Here is a 20,366-nt window from a genome sequence, read left to right as displayed (position 1 = left end):
AAGATACAACTCACCATATTTATGTCACCTTATTTTCGTTTACCTCAAATTTCTATATCAGACACTTTGTCTATGAATTTTTAATATTCCGACAGTGTGTCACTGTAATAAAGGTCATCGTGAAAAATTCCAAAAGTTGAATATCTAGAGTTTCAAAGAGTTCTTAGGAGATTTTTCTAACCCTTTATAGGTACGGCTGGTATCTTATTACTGATTTTTTATTATTTAAATGTTACCAATTTACAGTTTTAACCTATGTTTATGTTTTTAAAGGTTAAATTATATTTTTATAATTTGACTTGTTTATTTTTTATGTCTAAAGTTCGATTTGAGTTGAATATTTAATTCTCTCCTTTTTAAGGGCTACCTGCTTTGGCGGAATTGGTAGCTGGAAATTTAAGTTTTAATTAATGCGAGAAGAAAGATGAAAGAAATTAATAAAAATCAGATCATTGAAGTTAAAGGTGCTGGGTTTGCTGAGGCTGCATGTGTTACTGGCTTTGGTGCCTTAGGTACTCTTGGTGGCTTTATTGGCGGTGGTATCTCAGGCCCAGTTGGTATGGCCGGCGGAGCTATGTGGGGATTCAATATCGGTGTAACTTTTGGCACTGCTGTTTGTCTTAAATAATAGGGAAAATGATAATGTTAGAAATTAAACTTAACGAGTGTAAAGAAGTTTCAGGCGGCGACTGCATGGGTAGATTTGCTACTGGTGGCGCGCTTCTTGGTGGTGCTGTTGGTGGTGCTGCTGGATTCTTTGGCGGTTTTGGTTTTGGAGCTGGTCCAGGTGTTGTTGGTGGTAGCACGCTAGGCGGTTCATTTGGCATGATCGTCGGTGCTTATGCTTGCTACTAAAAAGCTGAGTGTTGGGGCTTAATAAGCCCCAACGTTTATAAATTTATGTAGGGGTAGAAATTTGAGCTTTTTCTTGTGTAATTTATTAATAACATTAACAATTTTCTTAATACCAATTTTGAGGCTTTCAGTTTCGGATAGTAGTATCATCAATTACTCTGTTCAATTGTTTCTTTTCATTTTTATATTCTTGTTTGTATTTTATAGGGGGAGAGTCCCTATGAAAGTAAAAAATAAGGAGCTATATTGTTATACATTTCCTTTTGTTAGGAAGTTTAAGTGTAGAGAAATAAAATCTTTAGATGTTTCTGATAGAAAAGTTAATATAGAATTTAAAGGTGCGGTTGCAGATATTTATGTTGATTACTTTTTTGGTATTAAAAGTGAAGTTAAAAATAGTGAGTTGGATAATACCTTAGTTGAAAAAGGGTTTTTTGTGACTATTAGTTTTAGTTGAACTTTTTATATTGGTTGTGGGTGGAGGTTTTTTTATTCAATAATTGTAAAAAATAACGATTACCTCTTTGGAACTATGATATCGCTCTAGCTGGCTATTTATCTTAGCAGGCATAATATTTTCATACATCTACTTAGATCGCTTCAACTCCTCATTAATTTTTCTTGGCGACACATTCAACACCCGGCCCATGTAGGCTATAGAGTTTGTTTTTACTCGTTTTTCTTGCTTTAACAGCCGATCGGCCTGTTGTAGAGTATGGATAAACTCCTGACTTGGCTGCCCGGTGATTTTCCTCAAGATGTCTTTCATCACCCGTATGAGATAGTTTTTCTGTTTTTTCATCATGCGTTTAAATTGCTTAGCATGGGCATAGCCCGCTACTTTTTGCGCGGTCCTAGGGCCAATTCGTTCATAACTTTGCCTAAGCCGAATACCGGCTTGCTTAGCGAAACCAACCAGTTTATCACGGCATTTTTCTAGTAGTTTACTGTCCGTTGGGTGGGCTATATTTTTCTCCATGACGGTGCTGTCTACAACCACCTTTCGTAAGCTTACAGGCTTGATGGTATTACTTTTAAGACCAGTATCAACAGTTAACGAAAGCTCAATTCAACCCCATCTTCGCCAATTCGCTTGCGAAAGTGTGTCATTGAACTTGGGCAGCAAGGCGCTCATGAGTGAAAAATTGCATGCCACAAAAATATTGCCAATACGGGTTTTCGCACCACATGACCACCGTGTTTTCGTCAGACAATTTGTGAATTTGTTTCAGGTATTCGAGGCCCGCTAGAAGGGGGACAGGCTTGGCGTCAGCGCCTTTATCGCCATAGCGCTGTTTAAATCCGCTCTCTAAGCGCTGCTAATCAATGAGTTTTGCCAGCTCATGATGCGATGAAACGATATCAAGAAGCTTGAATTAAAACGGGTGTTTTTGTGGTGTGTGCCTAGTTGATTCTGGTGTCATTTTTACACTTAAATTGCGATGTTTTGGTTGTGTGATTCAAAAAATCTGCAATTTGAGGGTAGTAAGATCGTTTAGATCTTCAAGTAATTCAATTGGTTTAAGGATGAACATAATAAAACTTTCATAATCTCGCTGTGAGGTCGTATGGGTACATTATCAGTCCAACAAGTTTGAAAATTATAAATGGAAAGTGCGTAGTTGGAATTGATCATTATAAAGTTAGAGGTTCACCCTTCTTCGTCATTTATTTTTGATATAGCTACTTTTAGGATATAGATAGAAACAACCATGCAAAAAATAAAAAATGCAGGAAACTTATCCATCATAGGCAAATAAAATAACGAGATCATGATGTAAATTATCCATTCTGCGATCTTAAAATGCACAATGCGGTTCATAAATATTGAATTTATAATGAGAAAGCTTGATATGAAGCTAAGTAATGCTAGGATGCTGGCAGCATCTAATTTAAGATGAAATAAAAAAGGGATTAATATAAGTAATAATATAGATAATGAAAACTTATATGGCTTTTCTAGGATGTTATTCATTCTATTCTCTCTACTACGTTATCTAGAAAAATGAGGCTGAATTCAGCCTCATCAAAGGTTATTCCATATGATACAGATCATATGCAATCATACCAAGGCCCAAAACAAGACCAACATGACCACCAATCAGTATACCTCTGGCTAGATTTCTACCTGCGATTCTTCCGAACGCTCTTGCATAACGGTAGCTCGAGCCACCATTCACTTCTTGAATACTTTGAATACTTTGAATACTTTGAATACTTTGAATACTTTGAATACTTTGAATACTTTGAATACTTTGAATACTTTGAATACTTTGAATACTTTGAATACTTTGAATACTTTGAATACTTTGAATACTTTGAATACTTTGAATACTTTGAATACTTTGAATACTTTGAATACTTTGAATACTTTGAATGCTTTGAATACTTTGAATGCTTAATTCTTGCATTTTTAATTCCTTAATTAATAGAAAATTGTACGATATGCAGAGTAAACCGCAAGAGAGCCGCCGATAGTACCCAGACTAATTCCAGTTACTTTAAAAGCAAAACCAACCATTGGAGGAATTATAAACGCTACCCCACCATTTACCTCTGCCATTTCTGCTGCATTTAGCTCAATCATGTTTTCCATTTCATTACCTTTTATTGATATTATAATTAGTCATCACTTCCGCCAAAGAAGATGACTTGTTCTAGAGGGAGTTCAGCTCGCCTCTGAAAATTATAAAAACAATAAAAAATCAAATTTTAAGAAATTAAATGAAAGTAATAAATTCATTGGTTTAGAGGAAAAAATATCAAAAAGTAATATTCTATAAGCATCTAGTAAGATGTTGTTTAGCAATCTGTGTCGTTTCATTAGAATAAACAAAAAAGAGGAATGGCGCATAAGCAAAGAGTTTTATTTAGACACTGGACAAGATTAAGAACCTGTCTTCATGTAAGGTTTTGATTTTTAGGATGTTCTTGAGGTAGACAGACTATTTATGCAAGTTGATACATTGTTAGAACGCTTCTCTAGCATTGATTACTTGAGGTGAGAGCATATTTTTTAACAAAACTAACTCTAGAAGAGTTTCTCTCTGAATTCGTCGTCAAGCCTAGCACCTAATGTTGCTGACTTTCTATGTACCAATGGTGGAGAATTTCTTCTTGTTGCATTATTTGCGCATCTTCAGGGACGGGGATAGATAAAAGTGTGTATCAATTCTTGTTGTTTGCCCATCAATTGCAACTAAGTCAGCAAGCTCTGGCCATTTCTGTTTGGTTTCTTTAGTAATTTATCAGCGCTTAATGCATAAGTAATATGCACTTATTCACGGCTGCACCCATTATTTTGTTGCTTGCTTTCTGACAAATCGCTTTTACTCAATGCATTGTTGAAAGATGATGTGATCCCACCGTGGGATTACCTGTAAGCAGTTTGCTTTTTAACCGCTTCATCAGAGGTCGTATACCATCATCTGAATTCGAGTGCTTAATCTCTCAAGCGTTAACCTGCTTCATTATTACTTAATGAAAACAGAGCTAAAAATCCCGCTAATTTTTATCAAACTCTTATTTTTTGAGAAGCTATTTTTATCTTTTTGTTTTTAAACAATAAATTTATTTATTGTAATTTGCCTTACAAATTTTTGACTGACATGATTGGACCTAAGTTTGAGACGCTATGACATTTGGCGTGTTTGAAATGGGGCATAAGGCATGACAAATACATTAGAAAACGCTGGTGTGAAGGTTCGAGAGTATGATCGGAGCACCTATGCTGTGTGGGAAATTACCTTAAAGTGTAACTTAGCCTGTAGTCATTGTGGTTCTCGTGCGGGTGATAAACGAGCTGATGAGCTGTCGACTACGGAAGCGTTTGATTTAATCAAACAGATGGCTGATCTAGGCGTAAAGGAAGTGACCTTAATAGGTGGCGAAGCTTATCTACGTCCTGATTGGTTGATGATTGCGTCAGAAATAAAAAATAAAGGTATGAGAGTCACCATGACGACTGGAGGTTACGGCATTTCCAGAGGAACCGCAAAGCGCATGGCTCAAGCGGGCATTGAAGCAGTCTCAGTTTCTATTGATGGTCTTGAAGATGAGCATAACAGTATTCGTGGCAAGTCTGATTCGTGGAGCCAATGCTTCACCACATTATCTCAATTTAAAGATTTGGGAGTACATACTGGAGTAAATACTACAGTAACAAGAAAAAGCGCAAAGGACCTTCCTTTATTGTACGAAAAATTAATTGATGTCGGCGTCAAAAACTGGCGAATCCAATTGGCCGTGCCAATGGGGAATGCGGCTGATAATAATGAGATGTTGATGCAGCCTTATGAATTACTCGATCTGTATCCATTATTGGGGTTGCTGTCAGTTCGTGGCAGAAAAGACGATCTCATAATTCAACCTGGTAATAATGTTGGTTATTTTGGTCCTTATGAACGTTTGCTTAGAGGGACTTTTATGCAAGAGAGTAAGTACTCGTTTTATACCGGTTGCGTTGCGGGACAAGGAGCTATCGGCATTGAAGCTGATGGTAAGATCAAGGGATGTCCATCATTGCCGAGCGAAGAATATACAGGGGGTAACATCAGGGAACGTACATTGAAGGATATTTATGAAAATGCACCAGAACTGAATTTTAATAGTCAAGAAATGGACGATGCGTCGATTGCACATTTGTGGGGTAATTGTAAGGGATGTAAATACGCGAAACTGTGCCGAGCTGGTTGCAATTGGACTGCTCATGTATTTTTTGGAAAGCGAGGAAATAATCCTTATTGCCATCATCGAGCATTAACTTTAGCCGCCAGCGGTTTACGTGAGCGCTTTCAGCAGCGCGTTGCGGCTTCAGGTATCCCGTTTGATCACGGTGTATTTGAAATCTATGAAGAATCAATCTCCGCGACATCTAATGACAACGTAAATCGCTTCACTATTCAGGGTATAAATTTTCCTCCTTCTTGGTTGGCGACAGACTCTAATCTGAGAGAGCGATTAAATAGCGAGAAATTAAATGCAATTCATCAATACAGAGCGTTAGGTTTAGCTAAAGCTGTGTGAGTGAATAAAAGTCTGTGGCGGCAGACTTCTAGGTGTAAATGATAGAGGCACCAAAACTTAGCGGTTTACCGCAAAGTATACTCTCGAGAGTACAAGCTCTATCAATAAATGTAATAAGGAAAATAAAATGAGAAATAAAAACTACGATATGCAAGAGCTGAATAATGCAGCCGAGTTACTTGAGTTAGTCGAAGGTGGCACACTGCATGATAATGGCTTAACACCTGTTCCTTGGGATTTTCCTCGTGTTATTCCAGACCCTATTGACCCAGTAAAGCCTCCGTTTCAAATGTCTTACGGTATCTGGATCCCACCATATGATTTAGCTAAGTACTCTTTGAAATAAGCAATGCTTAAGGGGCGGAAGAGATTTCTTTTGCCTCTTTGTTACCTCATACCCCAACTGTTTACTAGGGTCACAAATTTTCATCAGCAATAGCATTAGGCTTTCTTAACTAGTTGATAGTGCTCTGGACAAATCGTGCACTCTTAATCACAGCGACTACTTAACAAGCGACTGTTCAATAAGCGTCTCTCAATTATTAGCTGAATACTTCATATGGTGGAATAGGAAATAGAATAAACCCTTCAATACTTTGAAAAAGATAATAAAAAAAGGAATAGAAGATGAAATTTAGTAAACTTGCACAAAGTTTATTATTGGCACTTTTGCCCGTAGGGCACATATATGCATCTGGAGCCGATGAGAATACAACACCTATTGTTGTGAGCTACACTCAGGGAAATTTACCCTCAGCATTTGTTGCGCGGTCAACGCTGTTATCTTCAGATGGTATCCGTACTTATGCTTCTCTCACCGTTACCCAGAATGAACTTGACTCTCTACTTGTAGAATCACTTAATCAAGGTGGTTTACTGCGGATTGAGGGAAATCATAGGTATCATTTCCCTCAATTACTTTCTCATAATGCGGGTGATAAATCGCAAAATCAGCTTAACTGGCAACAGTTAACAAAGCTTTCTAAACTGGAGGTTCAGACCGTTGGTACAACGAAAGTGTGTCTGATCGATTCAGGTGTTCAACTTAATCATTCCCAATTGAGCTCACAGTTATTTTCAGGGCTGAGTAGTGAGTATGCAGGCTTCTGGTATCAAGATGCGATTGGGCACGGAACTCACCTCGCTGGACTACTTACCGATCCTGTTTTTGCGAACGGTGAAATATCCGTTGAAGTACGAAAATTACTACGGTCGGCTAATGGTGAGAATTCTATTATCCGCGATTCAGACCTAATTAGTGCCATAGAGCAATGTGCAAATTCAGGTGCTCAAGTGATTAATATGTCGCTTAGTAGTCCATACTTTTCATCTGCTACTCGAGATGTGATCGATAGACTTGCCTATGACAGAGACATTATTTTTGTTGCTGCTGCGGGAAATCACGGGATACCTCAATCAGATAAAGGTGACTACCTAGCGTTTCCAGCGGCTTATCGAAATGTGATCGCCGTTGGCGCGATCGATGAAAATACGGATCTTGCATATTTTTCCGCTGAGAATGCCAGTATTGATCTAGTTGCGCCCGGTGTGAATATTCGTTCGACAATGACGAATCGTAATCGAGTGACTGCGGTGAGCAATAATGTAGGAAATAAACTGCACTTTGTTCAGATTGATAATGGTACTCAGGACTTTCCAAATGAATTGAGCTTAGTGGAAAATTGCTTGGTAGCGCTGCCTAAAACGCTATTGGATGAGCATGATACACAATATGCTCTATCCCCTGAAAGCAAGCAGTGGTTAAAAGATGCTACAGACACATGCGCTGATGCTAACGGTAGTGGGATAGTATTTACTTATGATGTTGGTATTGCAGATACTACCATTAGCAAGATCGATTTTAGTACAAGCTTCCCGACTCTACTTATTCCAAACTTGACGTTAACACACGGAAGTTCAGAGACATTCGATTTACAGGTTGATGTAAATCAGTCTGAGCATGCTGTTTTATCCGGCACATCACAAGCAGCAGCCATTGTAAGTGCTGGTATAGCCAAGCTCAAATCAGCTAACCCTAATGTGGATAGAGAAACGCTAATTCAAGCGTTATTTGGCAGTGCCGAAGACCTGGGACAACAGGGCAGAGATGGTAAATTTGGTTTTGGATTAGTCGACTTTTATAAAGCAAACCAAGTATTAAATGGCGAGATTGAGTTACCGGAGCAAGGTGTAAATCACTGTCCTGCTTCTTGGTATAGTAATCGCGCGTATACACAAGGGGAGCGTGTTGCTTTTGGCCGCTTTGTTTATGAAGCGAGCTATTGGTCAAAAAATCAAAACCCTTTATTCTCCGATGGTGATTATGAAGCGTGGAGCTATATCGGTGAGTGCGATAAAACTCAACCTAGTTATACCGCAGACTTCGATAGTGACTATGCCGGTTCTGATTACCAGTTATCAGAAATAGAACGAATCACAGTGGTTTATTCATGTGAAAGCTACACACTAGCTTGTGGTGGAGGTAATTCTGGTGGCGGATTTGGTGGCTTCATTAGCTGGGGTTATGGTGGTGGTTCAGGTTTTTCTGACGGCGGAGGCGGAGGAGGCGGCTCATCATCAAGTAATCAAAATAGTCAAAAAGAGAAAGAAGCTAAACAATTTAAAGAAGATGCAGGCGATATTACTAACGTTGTCGCGCAATTCCAGTTGAAGCTAAAGCAAATATTAAATGGCCTAGACCCAAATAGTTCAGCCTATAAACAAGTCAATGGAATGCTTCAAAACTTAGGTAAACTCGCCGATAGGCTCAACAGTGGCGTACAAGGCTTTAGTCACGCTTGGAATGGTGAGGGTCAAGAAGCATTAGCTGAGGCACTTGCATTTGTGGTTGCCGTTAAAACTGGTAAAACGATCGATGCTGTTGGTCGAATGTTAGGTAAAAACCCTGTAGTTGCTGTTGGCAAGGCTGCAGTCTCTGTTGGGTTCAGCTACGCGGCTGGTAATAGTGTTGAAACAGCTGTTGAAAATTTTGTTTACGATACGTATGTCAAGGATGCGATGACTGCTGCTAGCTATTATCAAAAAGTCGTGAATAAAGGAAATGAAATACTCAATGACATGCGCTGCGGTTATCAGCGGGTAACTAGACCCGATATGTTATGTCGAGAGCATCTGAGAAGCATCGATCTGCTTGATAACACGTACATTGTTATGCTTGATCTAGATAACAATGGTGTTCGCTGGCAGTCCGCGCAAGCAGACAGAGAGATTTCCTTAGGTCAAAGTGACGGAATGTTATTCATAGACTTTAACGGAAGCGGCGAGCTCGACAGTGTTAATGAAGTGCATTTTGGTCATGCAGATACTCAGTTGGATACTTTATTGCTATTAGATAGCAATCGCGACTTGAAGATAGACGCATTAGATAGCAATTTTGACCGTCTAATGGTTTGGCAAGATCTTAACGCGGATGGTCGAGTCAATTCGGATGAATCTATCTCTGCCGCTAGTTTAGGGTTGGTAATCCATTTAGAAACTCCAAGCTTACAATTTACAGCGACAACTCATAGCGGTCCGATAGGACTAATTAAGAGTAAGCAGTAATCGGCAAGCAGCCATGGAATGCTAGTTATTTTGTGGCTGCATATTTTCCATAGTTTGCAGTAATATCAACTTAAAAATAGCAGTAAAGGGAACATCAATCGTGGACGATCACATACAAACCTCTCCCCGAGGGGAGTCTACACTGGTAGATGAAGTAAACACTACGCAATTTTACTTTTCAATTAAAGTATCTCGTCTATTATTTGCATTAGCCGTTTTTTTCGGCATATCTGCTTGGATGTCGGAGGGGATATACTCACCGCAGAGCGCAGCGTCGGCGTTTAAGTCTGAACTTCTCAGTAACCCTAAAATACTTTTTTGGTTTAGCTTATACTGTGTCACTTTTATGGTCTCGGCTGGATTTTACTTGTTGGTTACGATTCAAAATAAGTTGGTTTTAGATGTCAAGAATTGCACGATTGTGATTTCTTATCTGTTTTTGCGAGACAAAACGATCGATTTTGAAAGCCTTGATAGCTTATTGGTGTTTCAAGATGAACATGAGCCATCTTTATTTGGCTTACATTGCCAGGACAAAGACCAACGCAGGGATAAATATCTAAGTAAGGGTATATGTTGGAGACTAGCAGAATCGCAATTGGCAGCATTTCTTCAAGTGATTAAAAAACACCGATTAGATCTCGGAGTTTCGCCTTGGGATTGAAGTGTACCAAACATAGTAAGCATCACTCTTACGAGATTATTCATAAACTTTTCCAAACTCCTTTCGCATCACACGACTGTTGATCTTAGTAGGTCATACTTTTGAATGGCCATCATCATTTTATCTCTCTAGGCCGTACGCTCATGTTATAGACACTGAATGATTAATGGGGGCTCATCAACTGTCTCTCATCTGTCAAAGTGTTTAGTTTGATTTTTACATTAGCTGAATATCAATATCAAACCAATAATATACTCTTATTTGGCCATAATGTTGGTGCTTAAGATTATGATAATTATAGTTAAGTTGTTTTTTTCCTTTGTTTGATTTAAAACTTTTTTAGCAACAATATTGAGCCATACCGAATTGAAGAGATGTGTTATTTACCTTTCACACTTTGCAACTTTAAGTCGGTCTGGCAGGTGGCTGTACTCAACTCTACTTCTCCACTTTGTCTGAAAATCGATTACCAAAAAAAGCGAGATAGTATCAATCTCAGCGCCACAAAAGGACAGTGGTTCTGTGTTGGTTGGAAGATCTAGAGATGCCTTCCATTTGAAGCTTCAAACTTGGTAATCAAACTACATGTTATTTTTTAAAAATAAATTAGGATAATAAAATGAAAGACTTACATCAAAATATGCAAGATGTTACCGAAGCAAAAGAACTACTTGTAAAAGTAGAAGGTGGTCTATCACCTATCAAATTCCCTGGTGATGACAAATTACCACCTTGTGACTGGTGGGTTTGCCCTCAGCCGTTATACGGCGTAATCATCGATCCTCCATTTGAAAAGTTCTAAGAACGTTTCGAATAGATCGTGATTGTGTTGGTGGCGCGTTATGCGCCACCAATAAGACTTGAGCTACTAGGGGTTAAAAATATGTCAGTCAATATGGATAGTGCAGGAATAAAAATAAAAAAAGAAGCACGCCAAACTTATGCAGTATGGGAAATTACGTTGAAATGTAATTTAGCGTGTAGTCATTGTGGCTCGCGAGCAGGAGACAGCAGAGTAAATGAACTCTCCACAACAGAAGCATTAGATTTGGTCCATCAAATGGCTGACCTAGGCATTAAGGAAGTTTCACTGATTGGTGGTGAAGCCTTTATGCGCCCAGACTGGTTGATGATAGCTGCTGAAATTACCCGCTTGGGTATGAAAGCATCAATGACAACTGGCGGCTTTGGTATTTCTGAAGGAACAGCTAAACGTATGAAGCAGGCTGGTATTTCAACAGTTTCTGTTTCTATTGATGGATTAGAAAAAGAACATGATTTGCTCCGAGGAAAAGTTGGAGCTTGGAAGCAATGCTTCCTGACAATTGAACGATTGACCAACGTAGGAATTAATGTTGGTTGTAATACTCAGATAAATCGTTATTCGGCAAAGCAACTGCCTTTGCTTTACCAGAAACTTGTAGATGTGGGGGCTAGAGCATGGCAATTGCAGCTAACAGTACCTATGGGTAATGCTGCAGATAATGATGAAATGCTATTACAGCCGAATGAATTACTTGACGTTTTCCCTCTAATTAACTTTCTATCTGTTAGAGGTAGGCGTGATGGCTTAGCTGTGCAAGCAGGCAATAACATTGGTTATTTTGGACCTTATGAACGTCAGCTTCGAGATAATAAATCCACTCATTCTGAATGGGCTTTTTATAGAGGTTGTGGAGCCGGCCAGAATACACTCGGTATAGAAGCTGATGGGAGCATTAAGGGCTGTCCTTCATTACCAACAAATGCATACACTGGCGGTAACATTAGAGAGCGTTCACTACGCGATATCTATGAAAATACTGATGAGCTTAGATTCAACGATATTAATAAACCTGAAGATGCGACCAAACACCTTTGGGGAGAGTGTGCAACCTGCGAATTTGCAAAGGTTTGTCGTGGCGGTTGTAACTGGACCTCTCATGTATTCTTTGGCAAGCGTGGAAATAACCCATATTGCCACCACCGAGCTGTAAAGATGGCAGTAAGAGGTAAACAAGAAAGGTTTTTCATTCGAGAAAAAGCGTCTGGAGACCCATTTGATCATGGGGTATTTGATTTAGTTGTTGAAGATTTCAAGCCTTTGGATCCACAGGATACTTCTGTATTCAGCTTAGCACAGGCGCAATTTCCTGAAAATTGGCTTGAAGCGGACCCCAATTTGGTCAGGCGTTTGTTTACTGAAAGGGGCCTTGTTATGAAGCAATACGTTGACTCAGGTATTGTACCTAAAGAGGAATCTCCTTGGTTCGATAAAACCCAACGAGAAGCACTGATGTCTAGCGCTGTGCCAGCCTAAGTAATTATAACACCGATAAATTTTAGAGGTATGTGAGTTATGTTTAACAACAGATTGTCTTTAGTCGCTTTGGCATTACTTTCTCTTAATGCTACAGCACAAAAAAATACTACGATAACGCAACTGACTTCTGCTGTACCATCTGATATTGCACAGTCTCAATTTATCAAAAGTGTGCAAGATGACAGAAGTTATGATGAGCTCGTATTGGAAAATGGCCTACGAGTTGTGGTTGTCTCAGACCCCAGTATTTCAGAAGCTGCTGTAAGTCTGACGGTTGGTGTTGGCCAATATCATGACCCTGAATCTTATCAAGGGCTGGCGCACTTTCTGGAACATATGATCTTTCAGGGATCTAAGGCTTACCCTAAGCCAAATGCATTGAAGGATTTTATTAGCAAGCATGGCGGACAATATAATGCCGCCACTGAATTGCAAATGACGAGTTACTTCTTTAGTTTACCGCAAGATAAATTTGATACTGCATTGACGATGCTTAGTGATGCAATCGTTAATCCTCTTTTTGATAAAGAAAATATTGATAATGAAATCAATGCAGTAGATCAAGAGTGGCAACGATTGAGGCAACAAGATAGCTTCGTGATTAACCGTACGGCCGCCGTAACCGTTAATCCAGAGCATCCAATTAGAAAGTTCGGTGCAGGCAATAAAGCTTCATTAAAGAGTAAATCAAATAAGAATGACCTCTATGCAGCGATGGCTAACTTTTACAAGCAGTATTACTCTGCAAACTTAATGACAGTGACGCTAGTGGGAGGGGAGTCGACTGGCGAATTAAAATCGTTAGCAAAAAAGCACTTTGCAAAAATAAAAAACTTACAGGTTGAACCCCCAATTATTTCAACACCGGTATTTACAGAAGCTACACTAGGCCAAGAAATCAAGCTCCAAACCAAAGTTGCTACCGATCTATTACTATTACAGTTTCCATTGTCTTCAAACTTTGCTAATTGGCAATTTAAGCCAAATGCGTACATTCAAATGTTATTGGCTTCTCAAGAACCGGGGTCCTTGGCTGCTACGCTGACTGAGCAAGGGTTAATTGAAATGATGCTACCTATGTTGATACCCAATAGCTACGGCCTTGAGGGTACTGCGCTGGTACAATTTATGTTGACTGAAAAAGGCAAGATGCATCAGGAAAAAATAGTCGCAGCATTTTTTGATTACGTTGAACTCATTAAGGAAACTGGGATAACTGAAGGATATGCCGCTGAGCTAAAACAAATGCTTAGTGGTCAATTTGAGAGCTACCAAAAGCCTCCCGCGCTTCATTTGGCAATGCAGTTTAGTCGTATGATGCAAACTGTACCTGCTCGCGATATCCTTCATTTTGATACTTATTTTAAAGGTTTTAATTCAGCAGTCATTCGCGAAAGTTTATCTAATCTCACCTTAGAGAAAGCCAGAATATGGCACATTAGCAACGATGAAAAAACGGGCACTTCTTTGCAATATGCACAAGGTAGCTACCATGTTGCTCCTTTGTCCGATTCGGCGAAAAAAAGTTATGCAGATTCAGGGTTGAACTTTAAGTTGCATTCGCCTTCTGTAGAAGAAGAGGTTGCTACACAGCTTGTTAAGCAAAGTAACGAGCTACCTAGCCAAGTTGTTGCATCAAAGGGTATTAGTGCTTGGTTGAAAAATAGTGAACATTTTACACAGCGTCAGGGCGTTTTAGGTATATCCATTGAAAGTGCAGTACTTAATCAAGATGTGAAAAATCACACAATGCTGAACTTGTTAAATGTGATGATGATAAGAGAGCTGCAAAGGTTGGGGACTCGTGCTCAACAAAGGCATCAGATAAACCTGATGGCGATGCAGAATGCGCAAGGAAATTTAGCGATCACTCTCTCAGGGAAAACAGGAAAGCAAGATTATTATGCTGAGCAGCTTTTTAAAGAAATTACCGGCATGGAAATTTCGGAATCTAGACTTGAAGCTGCGAAAAAGTTGTATTTAGAATCTTTAGAAAATCTAGATAAATTGCCGCTTGCGTACCAGTCGGAACTGCATTTTGGTCGACAAGTTAAGACTGAAGCGATGTTGTGGACAACAGAGCAGGTTATCGCACAACTTAAGCAAGTTAATACCAAGGAATTAGCTAGTTTTCACAATAAGTTAGTAAGTAACACTTACATCGATATATTTGCATTTGGTGGTTATGACCAAGCTGATGTGCAAAGTCTTGCGTATAAAGTAAGAGAAACTTTTGGTCCAACATCCCAGACCCAAAAGCCACAGATTACAACCAAATATGCTCCTCAAAAAGGTTATATGACGAATGATAAACAGCGCTCTTCACTGGATAACGTTTATTATAGAGAGAGTTATATTTACGCCGAAAAATCCGCGCCCACGTATGCTGCGCTTATGGTGTTGAACCAGTTTTTTAATAGCTCAATATTCAATACTTTGAGAACTGAAAAGCAAATGGCTTATGCGGTAGGGAGTAAAGCGTTTAAGGTACATGATTATCCAGCTTTCAGTTTATTTATTGAAAGTGCAAATACCTCGTTACCAAAGATTAAGTCCGAGTTTGATAATTTCATTATGTCATTTTATCAAGGACTTGAAAAAATGGATGAGAAGGAGTTTGAGGTTGTTAAAGATGGATTGCTTGTCAGTTTAGAAAAGCAGCCTGAAAATGTATTTATTGAATCTCAGCGTTACTTCGAAGATTGGTTGAGTGGTAGGCTCGATTTTAGTTCTCGAGATGAGCTGATACATTATCTGAAGCGTGTGAATAAGTCACAAATTATTCAAGCCTATCAGCAATTATTAATTGACTATCAGGGTGAAGTGCAATTGCTTCAAATTAAAGGCCCGAATTCTAATAGTGAATACTTTGAATTTGAAGAATAAATTCTGCGGTAACGCAGGTCAGTATTGCGAGGCTTAGAGTAAAAATGGCAATTATTGTTATGGGACAAGTTGAAGATGGTCATACCCAGCATATGTTTCAACAGTTAAAGCGCTGTCGAGATGAGGTATACCATTTTCAATCACATGATTTTCCGTCAAAGTGTCAGTTGAGTTTTGATTTCGTAGATAATAAACATTCGATAAGCCTTGCCTGTGGAACACAGATTTCTCTTGATGATATTGAGGCTGTGTACTGGCGAAATTTTTCTGGGGTGAGTGATGAATCGACACGTGAGAATGTGGGCAGTTTGGATAGCTTAGCAGCACAGGACAGCATGGCTACTATCCGCACTTGGATGCAGTTAAACAATAGTACTCGCTGGTTTAATAGCTGGGCGGCATATCAATATCATTTGGAGAAACCGAGGCAGTTGGCCAGAGTAAAAGAGCTCGGCTGCCTGGTGCCTAGTACTTATATTGGTAATGAGCTTCAAGCGATCCAAGCGGCATATAAGGCTTTTGATAAAGCGATATTCAAACCAGTTTATGGCGGTGCATATACGGAATGGCTAACTGCTCAGCATATTGACCCAGAGCATGCTCTCGTTGCTCTGCAAAAGTCACCTATCACTGTGCAAGAGTATATTGAAGGCACAAATGTACGTACATTTGTGGTTGATGGCAGAGTTGCTTCAGTTGCAATTGACAGCAACAGTGTTGATTTTAGAGAAGATGATCTTGCAAGTATGCGATTGGTCAATACGCCTTTAAGTATAAAGAGCCAAGCGATCGCCGTAACGAAAGCGTTGCAACTTAACTGGACCGCGATTGACTGGAGACGAACGGCGACTGGTGAGTACTATTTCCTTGAAGCTAATCCCTCACCGATGTTTCTCGGTGTAGAAGAGCGCACTGAAGTGCCAATCACAAAATGGCTGATAGATGCGATGACAGAAAGTAAAAATAAATAATTTTAACTGTTTTGGTATAAATCGGGTGGCGGCCCTCTCGTATCAAAACTTACTTGTAGATGTAATAAGGAGAAAACTATGCATCCATTTTCATTAAATAAAGCGCAGCAAAAGAAAGTAAACGGTGGTTTACCTATTAAAGATCTGAAGAAAGAGACGCAGCCTGCTGGTTGTGTTGAAGGTGGCGGTATCATTCCACCTGATTTCTTTAAAGATATGTAATTAAAAAAGAGCCAGAGTGTACGCTTTGGCTCTTTTTTATACTTTTTAAGTAAGCAGTCTTTAAAACTATTATTTTTTGGATTTTTAAATGAAACCGTAGTTAGCGTGACTAAAAATGGTAAAGTTTATATAAATCAATGAATTATTGTTATGGCGCAGCAAAATAAAAACCCAAGTCATTCTACAAGTGGAAATTCTGGTGATTGAGACCGTGACCAAGACCAGCAATCATCTGACGACAAATCCCTAGGAGATGCTCATGATGATGGCTATGGCGGTGATCAGGAGTGTTATACAGCTTATACAAACTCTGGTGATGGTGAAGTTGAGCAAGTAACCTGTATGTAATAGCTAATGATAACAACAAGGGCAGCGATAGTTTTGCTGTCTTTATAACACGAGGGGTTAGATATTGAACTCGAGTTATTTGTTAAAGATTCTATTTTCTGTGGTCTCTTTTAATGTTTTCTACTTACTTTTTACTCTTTTCTTTGAAAGAGACTTTGACTTTTATGTCTCAATTTTTGGCAGTTTTGGTATTCTATTCTCGATATTTGTTTTTTCATCCGAAGATGAGTGAGTTAATTGTTTTTAACGAACCTGAGATTTACAAAAACTAAAATTGCCGTTGAGTTGTGAAGTTTATCTTATCCGGCAATGTATTAGCTCTATGCTTTTGGTAACTCTACCTACGAAACCGTTGTATAGCTATTTTTGAGCTCTTTCATTATCTTCAGTGTTTCCGTCAGCTTAGTTGTCATGCATATCATGGGATCACTATAATTGGCGCACAGTGTTTGAGATTCATCTATATGTGGCTGGTGTAGGTTGATGAGCTGTTCGCTGCCCATTGAAAGGAACGCTCTCGATACCGGATAAAAAGCTGTGTGCGGATAAACACTCTCATTATCAATAGTTTCTTTTTCAGCCGGATACTCTCTTACGTTTCTGAACAATCCCCGCTACAATATTGCAAAATTTGTACTGAGTAAGTACTTATCTGCCTGCTAATTTTAGGTATCGCGATGCACATAGAAGTGATGGCGTTAAAGGCGTAAGTATAGAAAAGTACACCTGTTTAACTGACACAAGAAAAAGGATCCTGTGTTCATGCCATTAAATACAATTATTCTGGCTGCGGGTAAAGGTACCCGCATGCGCTCAAAACTGCCAAAAGTACTTCACCCTATTGCAGGAAAGCCAATGGTGCAGCATGTCATCGATAATGCGGTGTCTCTTGGGGCGCAATCGACCAATTTAGTATTCGGACATGGTGCGCAGCAATTAAAAACTGCTTTGGCACATAACGAAGTAAATTGGGTTCATCAAGCTGAGCAATTAGGTACTGGTCACGCGGTTGCGGTTGCGAAAGAGCATATTGGAGATGAAGATAAAGTTTTAATCCTCTATGGTGATGTTCCACTGACAAAAAAGAGCACGTTACAGCGTTTACTAAATGTGACGCCAGATAATGGCCTTGCTGTACTCACTGTTGATTTAGCAAATCCAACGGGCTACGGCCGTATGTTACGTGAAAACGGCAAATTAGTTGGTATTGTGGAGCAAAAAGACGCGTCTGCTGAGCAACTTGCTATTACCGAAATCAATACAGGCATAATGGCGGCAAATGGTGGGCTACTAAAGAAATGGCTTGGACAGTTATCTAATAATAATGCACAAGGTGAATACTATCTCACTGACATCGTTGCTATGGCGCACAGTGAAGGGATAGAGATTACTTCTGCACAGCCTGATGATGAAATGGAAGTTGAAGGTGCGAACAACCGTGTGCAGCTTGCTGCTTTAGAGCGTGCCTATCAGGCTTGGCAAGCTGAAGCTTTGATGGTTAACGGTGCAAGTCTAGCGGATCCTGCTCGTATTGATGTCCGTGGTCAAGTAACGACCGGCGAAGATGTTCAGATTGATGTTAACGTGATATTTGAAGGTCATGTTGAAATTGGCGATGATGTCGTCATTGGCCCAAACTGCGTACTTAAAAACTGTAAAATCGGTAATGGTGTTGTAATTAAAGCCAATACCCTTATCGAAGATGCACTGGTCGCTGATAAATGCACTTTAGGTCCATTTGCTCGCCTGCGTCCTGGGGCGATCATGGAAGAAGACTCTCATATTGGTAACTTTGTAGAGATGAAGAAGTCGCGCCTAGGTAAAGGATCAAAAGCTAATCACTTAACTTACCTCGGTGATGCCGAAATAGGTGAAAAAGTGAATATTGGTGCTGGTACCATTACTTGTAATTACGACGGCGTTAATAAGTCAAAAACCATCATTGGAGACAATGCTTTTATCGGCTCAAATTCATCACTAGTTGCACCTGTTGAGATCGGTAGCACGGCAACGATTGGTGCGGGCTCTGTTATTACCTCAACTGTAAAAGATGAGCAGCTAGCAGTAGCGCGTGGAAAGCAGCGCAACTTAGATGGCTGGCAACGCCCAATTAAAAAGTAGTAATGTTATTTCATTATCACTTTCATAGAGATAGGTTTAAATTTCTCTAACTTTTAGTAGGGCAAGTTATGACTTGCCTTATTTCATTCCTTTCTGTTACCGCCCGTGGTACATTGTATTTTCAATAAAAAAATATTAACAATAATATTACCCAATAAGTGCTATGGAAAATTTATTTCGCCGTGAGGTGTTTGAGCATAAGCAGCATCGCTTAGAGGGCACAATTAGCTTAATCCAACCACCTGTATTTAAAACACTGGGGTTACTCATTTTAACGGTTGTGATTTTAAGCATCGTGTTTCTATCAAGTGGTAGCTATACCAGAAAGGAAAGAGTATCTGGCGTTATTGAACCCAGTGGTGGGCTACTGCGCGTTGCTGCAATGCAACAAGGTGTGGTGTCCGAAGTGTTGGTCAAAGAAGGGGAGCAGGTCGCTGCAGGACAACCTTTACTGCGTATTGCATCCGCAAAACATAGCACCGAAGCCACTGAGTTAAATCAAGCATTATTGAATCAATATCGCTTTCAACAAAAGAACTTACTACAGCAGATAGAGCAACTGCGTGGACAGTACCAACTTGATATAGAAGAGCTACAGCAACAAGAAACCACCGCAAGAGAAAAGCTAAAAGAGCTTGAGAGCCAAGCGGCCACGTTCCAAGAGCGGCTGCTACTCAATCAAGATTTGGTATCACAAATTGCAACCTTAAAAGGCACTGGGTATATTTCTGAACTTGAATTACAGCGCCAAAAAGACACTTTGCTTTCACTAAAGCAGCAAGCTTCTTCAATTCGCTCAGAGCGTATAGCGCTAGAATCGCAGCTTAAAAACATCAAAAATCAATTAGCTAAATTGCCAATTGAACACCAAAACCGAATTTCTCAGCTGCAATCACAACAAGCCGATCTACTGATCCAAATCTCGTCCATTGAGCAGGAACGACTTGGTGAAGTCCGTGCTACCCAATCAGGTATAGTCACTGGATTGCTTGCTAAGCTTGGTAAAAATGTTTCCATGGGACAGCATTTACTGACCCTTATCCCTGAGCATAGTGATATGCAAGCTATTGTTTATATACCAACTTCAGCTTTTGGTTTTATCAAAGAAGGTCAGGAAACTAAATTGCGCTATCATGCGTTTCCCTACGAAAAGTTTGGTATTTACAAAGGGAAAATTGTGGAGCTTAGTAACAGCGTTATTTTGCCCGAAGAAACCAATATGCCTGGTATTATTCAAGAGCCCGCTTATCGAGTCGTGGTTGAGTTAGACGAACAAGCTGTCAAAGCATATGGTAAAGACACCGCTTTGCGGGCTGGTATGACTTTGGATGCCGATATTGTGGTCGAAGAAAGGTCCTTGTTGCGCTGGTTATTTGACCCAGTATTTAGCATTAAAGGTCAGTTATAA

At 39.6% G+C, this 20,366-nt stretch carries 17 protein-coding genes and 1 pseudogene; 14 read left to right on the top strand and 4 right to left on the bottom strand.

The annotated features are described in order from the left end of the window. The first annotated feature begins 424 nt into the window (after positions 1–424). The 3 genes from QSH61_RS18740 (at position 425) to QSH61_RS18730 (ending at position 1,312) form a co-directional block, all read left to right on the top strand. Positions 425–628: a bacteriocin-like peptide gene (locus QSH61_RS18740; protein ID WP_088532202.1), complete on the top strand. Its 204-nt coding sequence runs from the start codon at positions 425–427 to the stop codon at positions 626–628. 14 nt (positions 629–642) lie between these two features. Continuing rightward, positions 643–855 carry a hypothetical protein gene (locus tag QSH61_RS18735; protein ID WP_088532201.1) on the top strand — a complete coding sequence of 71 codons (213 nt, stop codon included), beginning with the start codon at positions 643–645 and terminating at the stop codon, positions 853–855. Positions 856–1,075: 220 nt separating this feature from the next. Further along, complete coding sequence (locus QSH61_RS18730) at positions 1,076–1,312, top strand: hypothetical protein (protein ID WP_206473576.1); 237 nt, start codon at positions 1,076–1,078, stop codon at positions 1,310–1,312. 129 nt (positions 1,313–1,441) lie between these two features. On the opposite strand, the gene QSH61_RS18725 is transcribed toward QSH61_RS18730, so the two are convergent. The 4 genes and pseudogenes from QSH61_RS18725 to QSH61_RS18715 all read right to left on the bottom strand — a co-directional run bounded on the left by QSH61_RS18725 (position 1,442) and on the right by QSH61_RS18715 (position 3,451). Next, positions 1,442–1,834, bottom strand: a complete 393-nt coding sequence (locus QSH61_RS18725; protein ID WP_206473574.1) for a hypothetical protein — start codon at positions 1,832–1,834, stop codon at positions 1,442–1,444. Positions 1,835–1,961: 127 nt separating this feature from the next. After that, positions 1,962–2,111, bottom strand: a pseudogene (locus tag QSH61_RS24355) (transposase); the annotation flags it as partial. 777 nt (positions 2,112–2,888) lie between these two features. After that, positions 2,889–3,266 carry a hypothetical protein gene (locus QSH61_RS18720; RefSeq protein ID WP_206473572.1) on the bottom strand — a complete coding sequence of 126 codons (378 nt, stop codon included), beginning with the start codon at positions 3,264–3,266 and terminating at the stop codon, positions 2,889–2,891. 14 nt (positions 3,267–3,280) lie between these two features. Continuing rightward, complete coding sequence (locus QSH61_RS18715) at positions 3,281–3,451, bottom strand: hypothetical protein (RefSeq protein ID WP_206473570.1); 171 nt, start codon at positions 3,449–3,451, stop codon at positions 3,281–3,283. A 1,073-nt stretch (positions 3,452–4,524) separates the two neighbouring features. Here QSH61_RS18715 and QSH61_RS18710 point away from each other — a divergent pair. The 11 genes from QSH61_RS18710 (at position 4,525) to QSH61_RS18660 (ending at position 20,366) form a co-directional block, all read left to right on the top strand. Beyond that, the gene (locus tag QSH61_RS18710) at positions 4,525–5,880 is read left to right on the top strand and encodes a radical SAM/SPASM domain-containing protein (RefSeq protein ID WP_010607032.1); all 1,356 of its coding nucleotides are present in this window, start codon (positions 4,525–4,527) and stop codon (positions 5,878–5,880) included. Between the two features lie 127 nt (positions 5,881–6,007). Next, positions 6,008–6,226, top strand: a complete 219-nt coding sequence (locus QSH61_RS18705; RefSeq protein WP_010607031.1) for a hypothetical protein — start codon at positions 6,008–6,010, stop codon at positions 6,224–6,226. A 281-nt stretch (positions 6,227–6,507) separates the two neighbouring features. Continuing rightward, positions 6,508–9,444 (top strand): S8 family peptidase, encoded by a 2,937-nt coding sequence (locus QSH61_RS18700; RefSeq protein WP_206473569.1) that lies wholly within the window; start codon positions 6,508–6,510, stop codon positions 9,442–9,444. Positions 9,445–9,544: 100 nt separating this feature from the next. Then, positions 9,545–10,108 carry a hypothetical protein gene (locus QSH61_RS18695; protein ID WP_010607029.1) on the top strand — a complete coding sequence of 188 codons (564 nt, stop codon included), beginning with the start codon at positions 9,545–9,547 and terminating at the stop codon, positions 10,106–10,108. Positions 10,109–10,727: 619 nt separating this feature from the next. After that, positions 10,728–10,910: a hypothetical protein gene (locus tag QSH61_RS18690; protein WP_010607028.1), complete on the top strand. Its 183-nt coding sequence runs from the start codon at positions 10,728–10,730 to the stop codon at positions 10,908–10,910. 81 nt (positions 10,911–10,991) lie between these two features. Then, positions 10,992–12,407 (top strand): radical SAM/SPASM domain-containing protein, encoded by a 1,416-nt coding sequence (locus QSH61_RS18685; RefSeq protein ID WP_100215558.1) that lies wholly within the window; start codon positions 10,992–10,994, stop codon positions 12,405–12,407. A 39-nt stretch (positions 12,408–12,446) separates the two neighbouring features. Beyond that, entirely contained in the window at positions 12,447–15,296 is a 2,850-nt protein-coding gene (locus QSH61_RS18680; protein ID WP_206473568.1) for an insulinase family protein, read from the top strand. Positions 15,297–15,340: 44 nt separating this feature from the next. After that, on the top strand, positions 15,341–16,267 hold the full coding sequence (locus tag QSH61_RS18675) for an ATP-grasp domain-containing protein (protein ID WP_206473567.1): 927 nt from the start codon (positions 15,341–15,343) through the stop codon (positions 16,265–16,267). Between the two features lie 78 nt (positions 16,268–16,345). Further along, positions 16,346–16,489 carry a hypothetical protein gene (locus QSH61_RS18670; protein WP_157757260.1) on the top strand — a complete coding sequence of 48 codons (144 nt, stop codon included), beginning with the start codon at positions 16,346–16,348 and terminating at the stop codon, positions 16,487–16,489. Between the two features lie 1,110 nt (positions 16,490–17,599). Then, complete coding sequence (gene glmU / locus QSH61_RS18665; protein WP_010607024.1) at positions 17,600–18,958, top strand: bifunctional UDP-N-acetylglucosamine diphosphorylase/glucosamine-1-phosphate N-acetyltransferase GlmU; 1,359 nt, start codon at positions 17,600–17,602, stop codon at positions 18,956–18,958. Between the two features lie 163 nt (positions 18,959–19,121). Next, a complete protein-coding gene (locus tag QSH61_RS18660) occupies positions 19,122–20,366 on the top strand; it encodes an HlyD family secretion protein (protein ID WP_010607022.1) in 1,245 nt (414 codons plus the stop codon).

Origin of the sequence: Pseudoalteromonas sp. JC3, from assembly GCF_030291895.1 — a bacterium.
Taxonomy (GTDB): Bacteria; Pseudomonadota; Gammaproteobacteria; order Enterobacterales; family Alteromonadaceae; genus Pseudoalteromonas.
The sequence above is the reverse complement of the archived record's forward strand: the minus strand, read 5'-3'. Positions and strand labels throughout refer to the sequence as shown.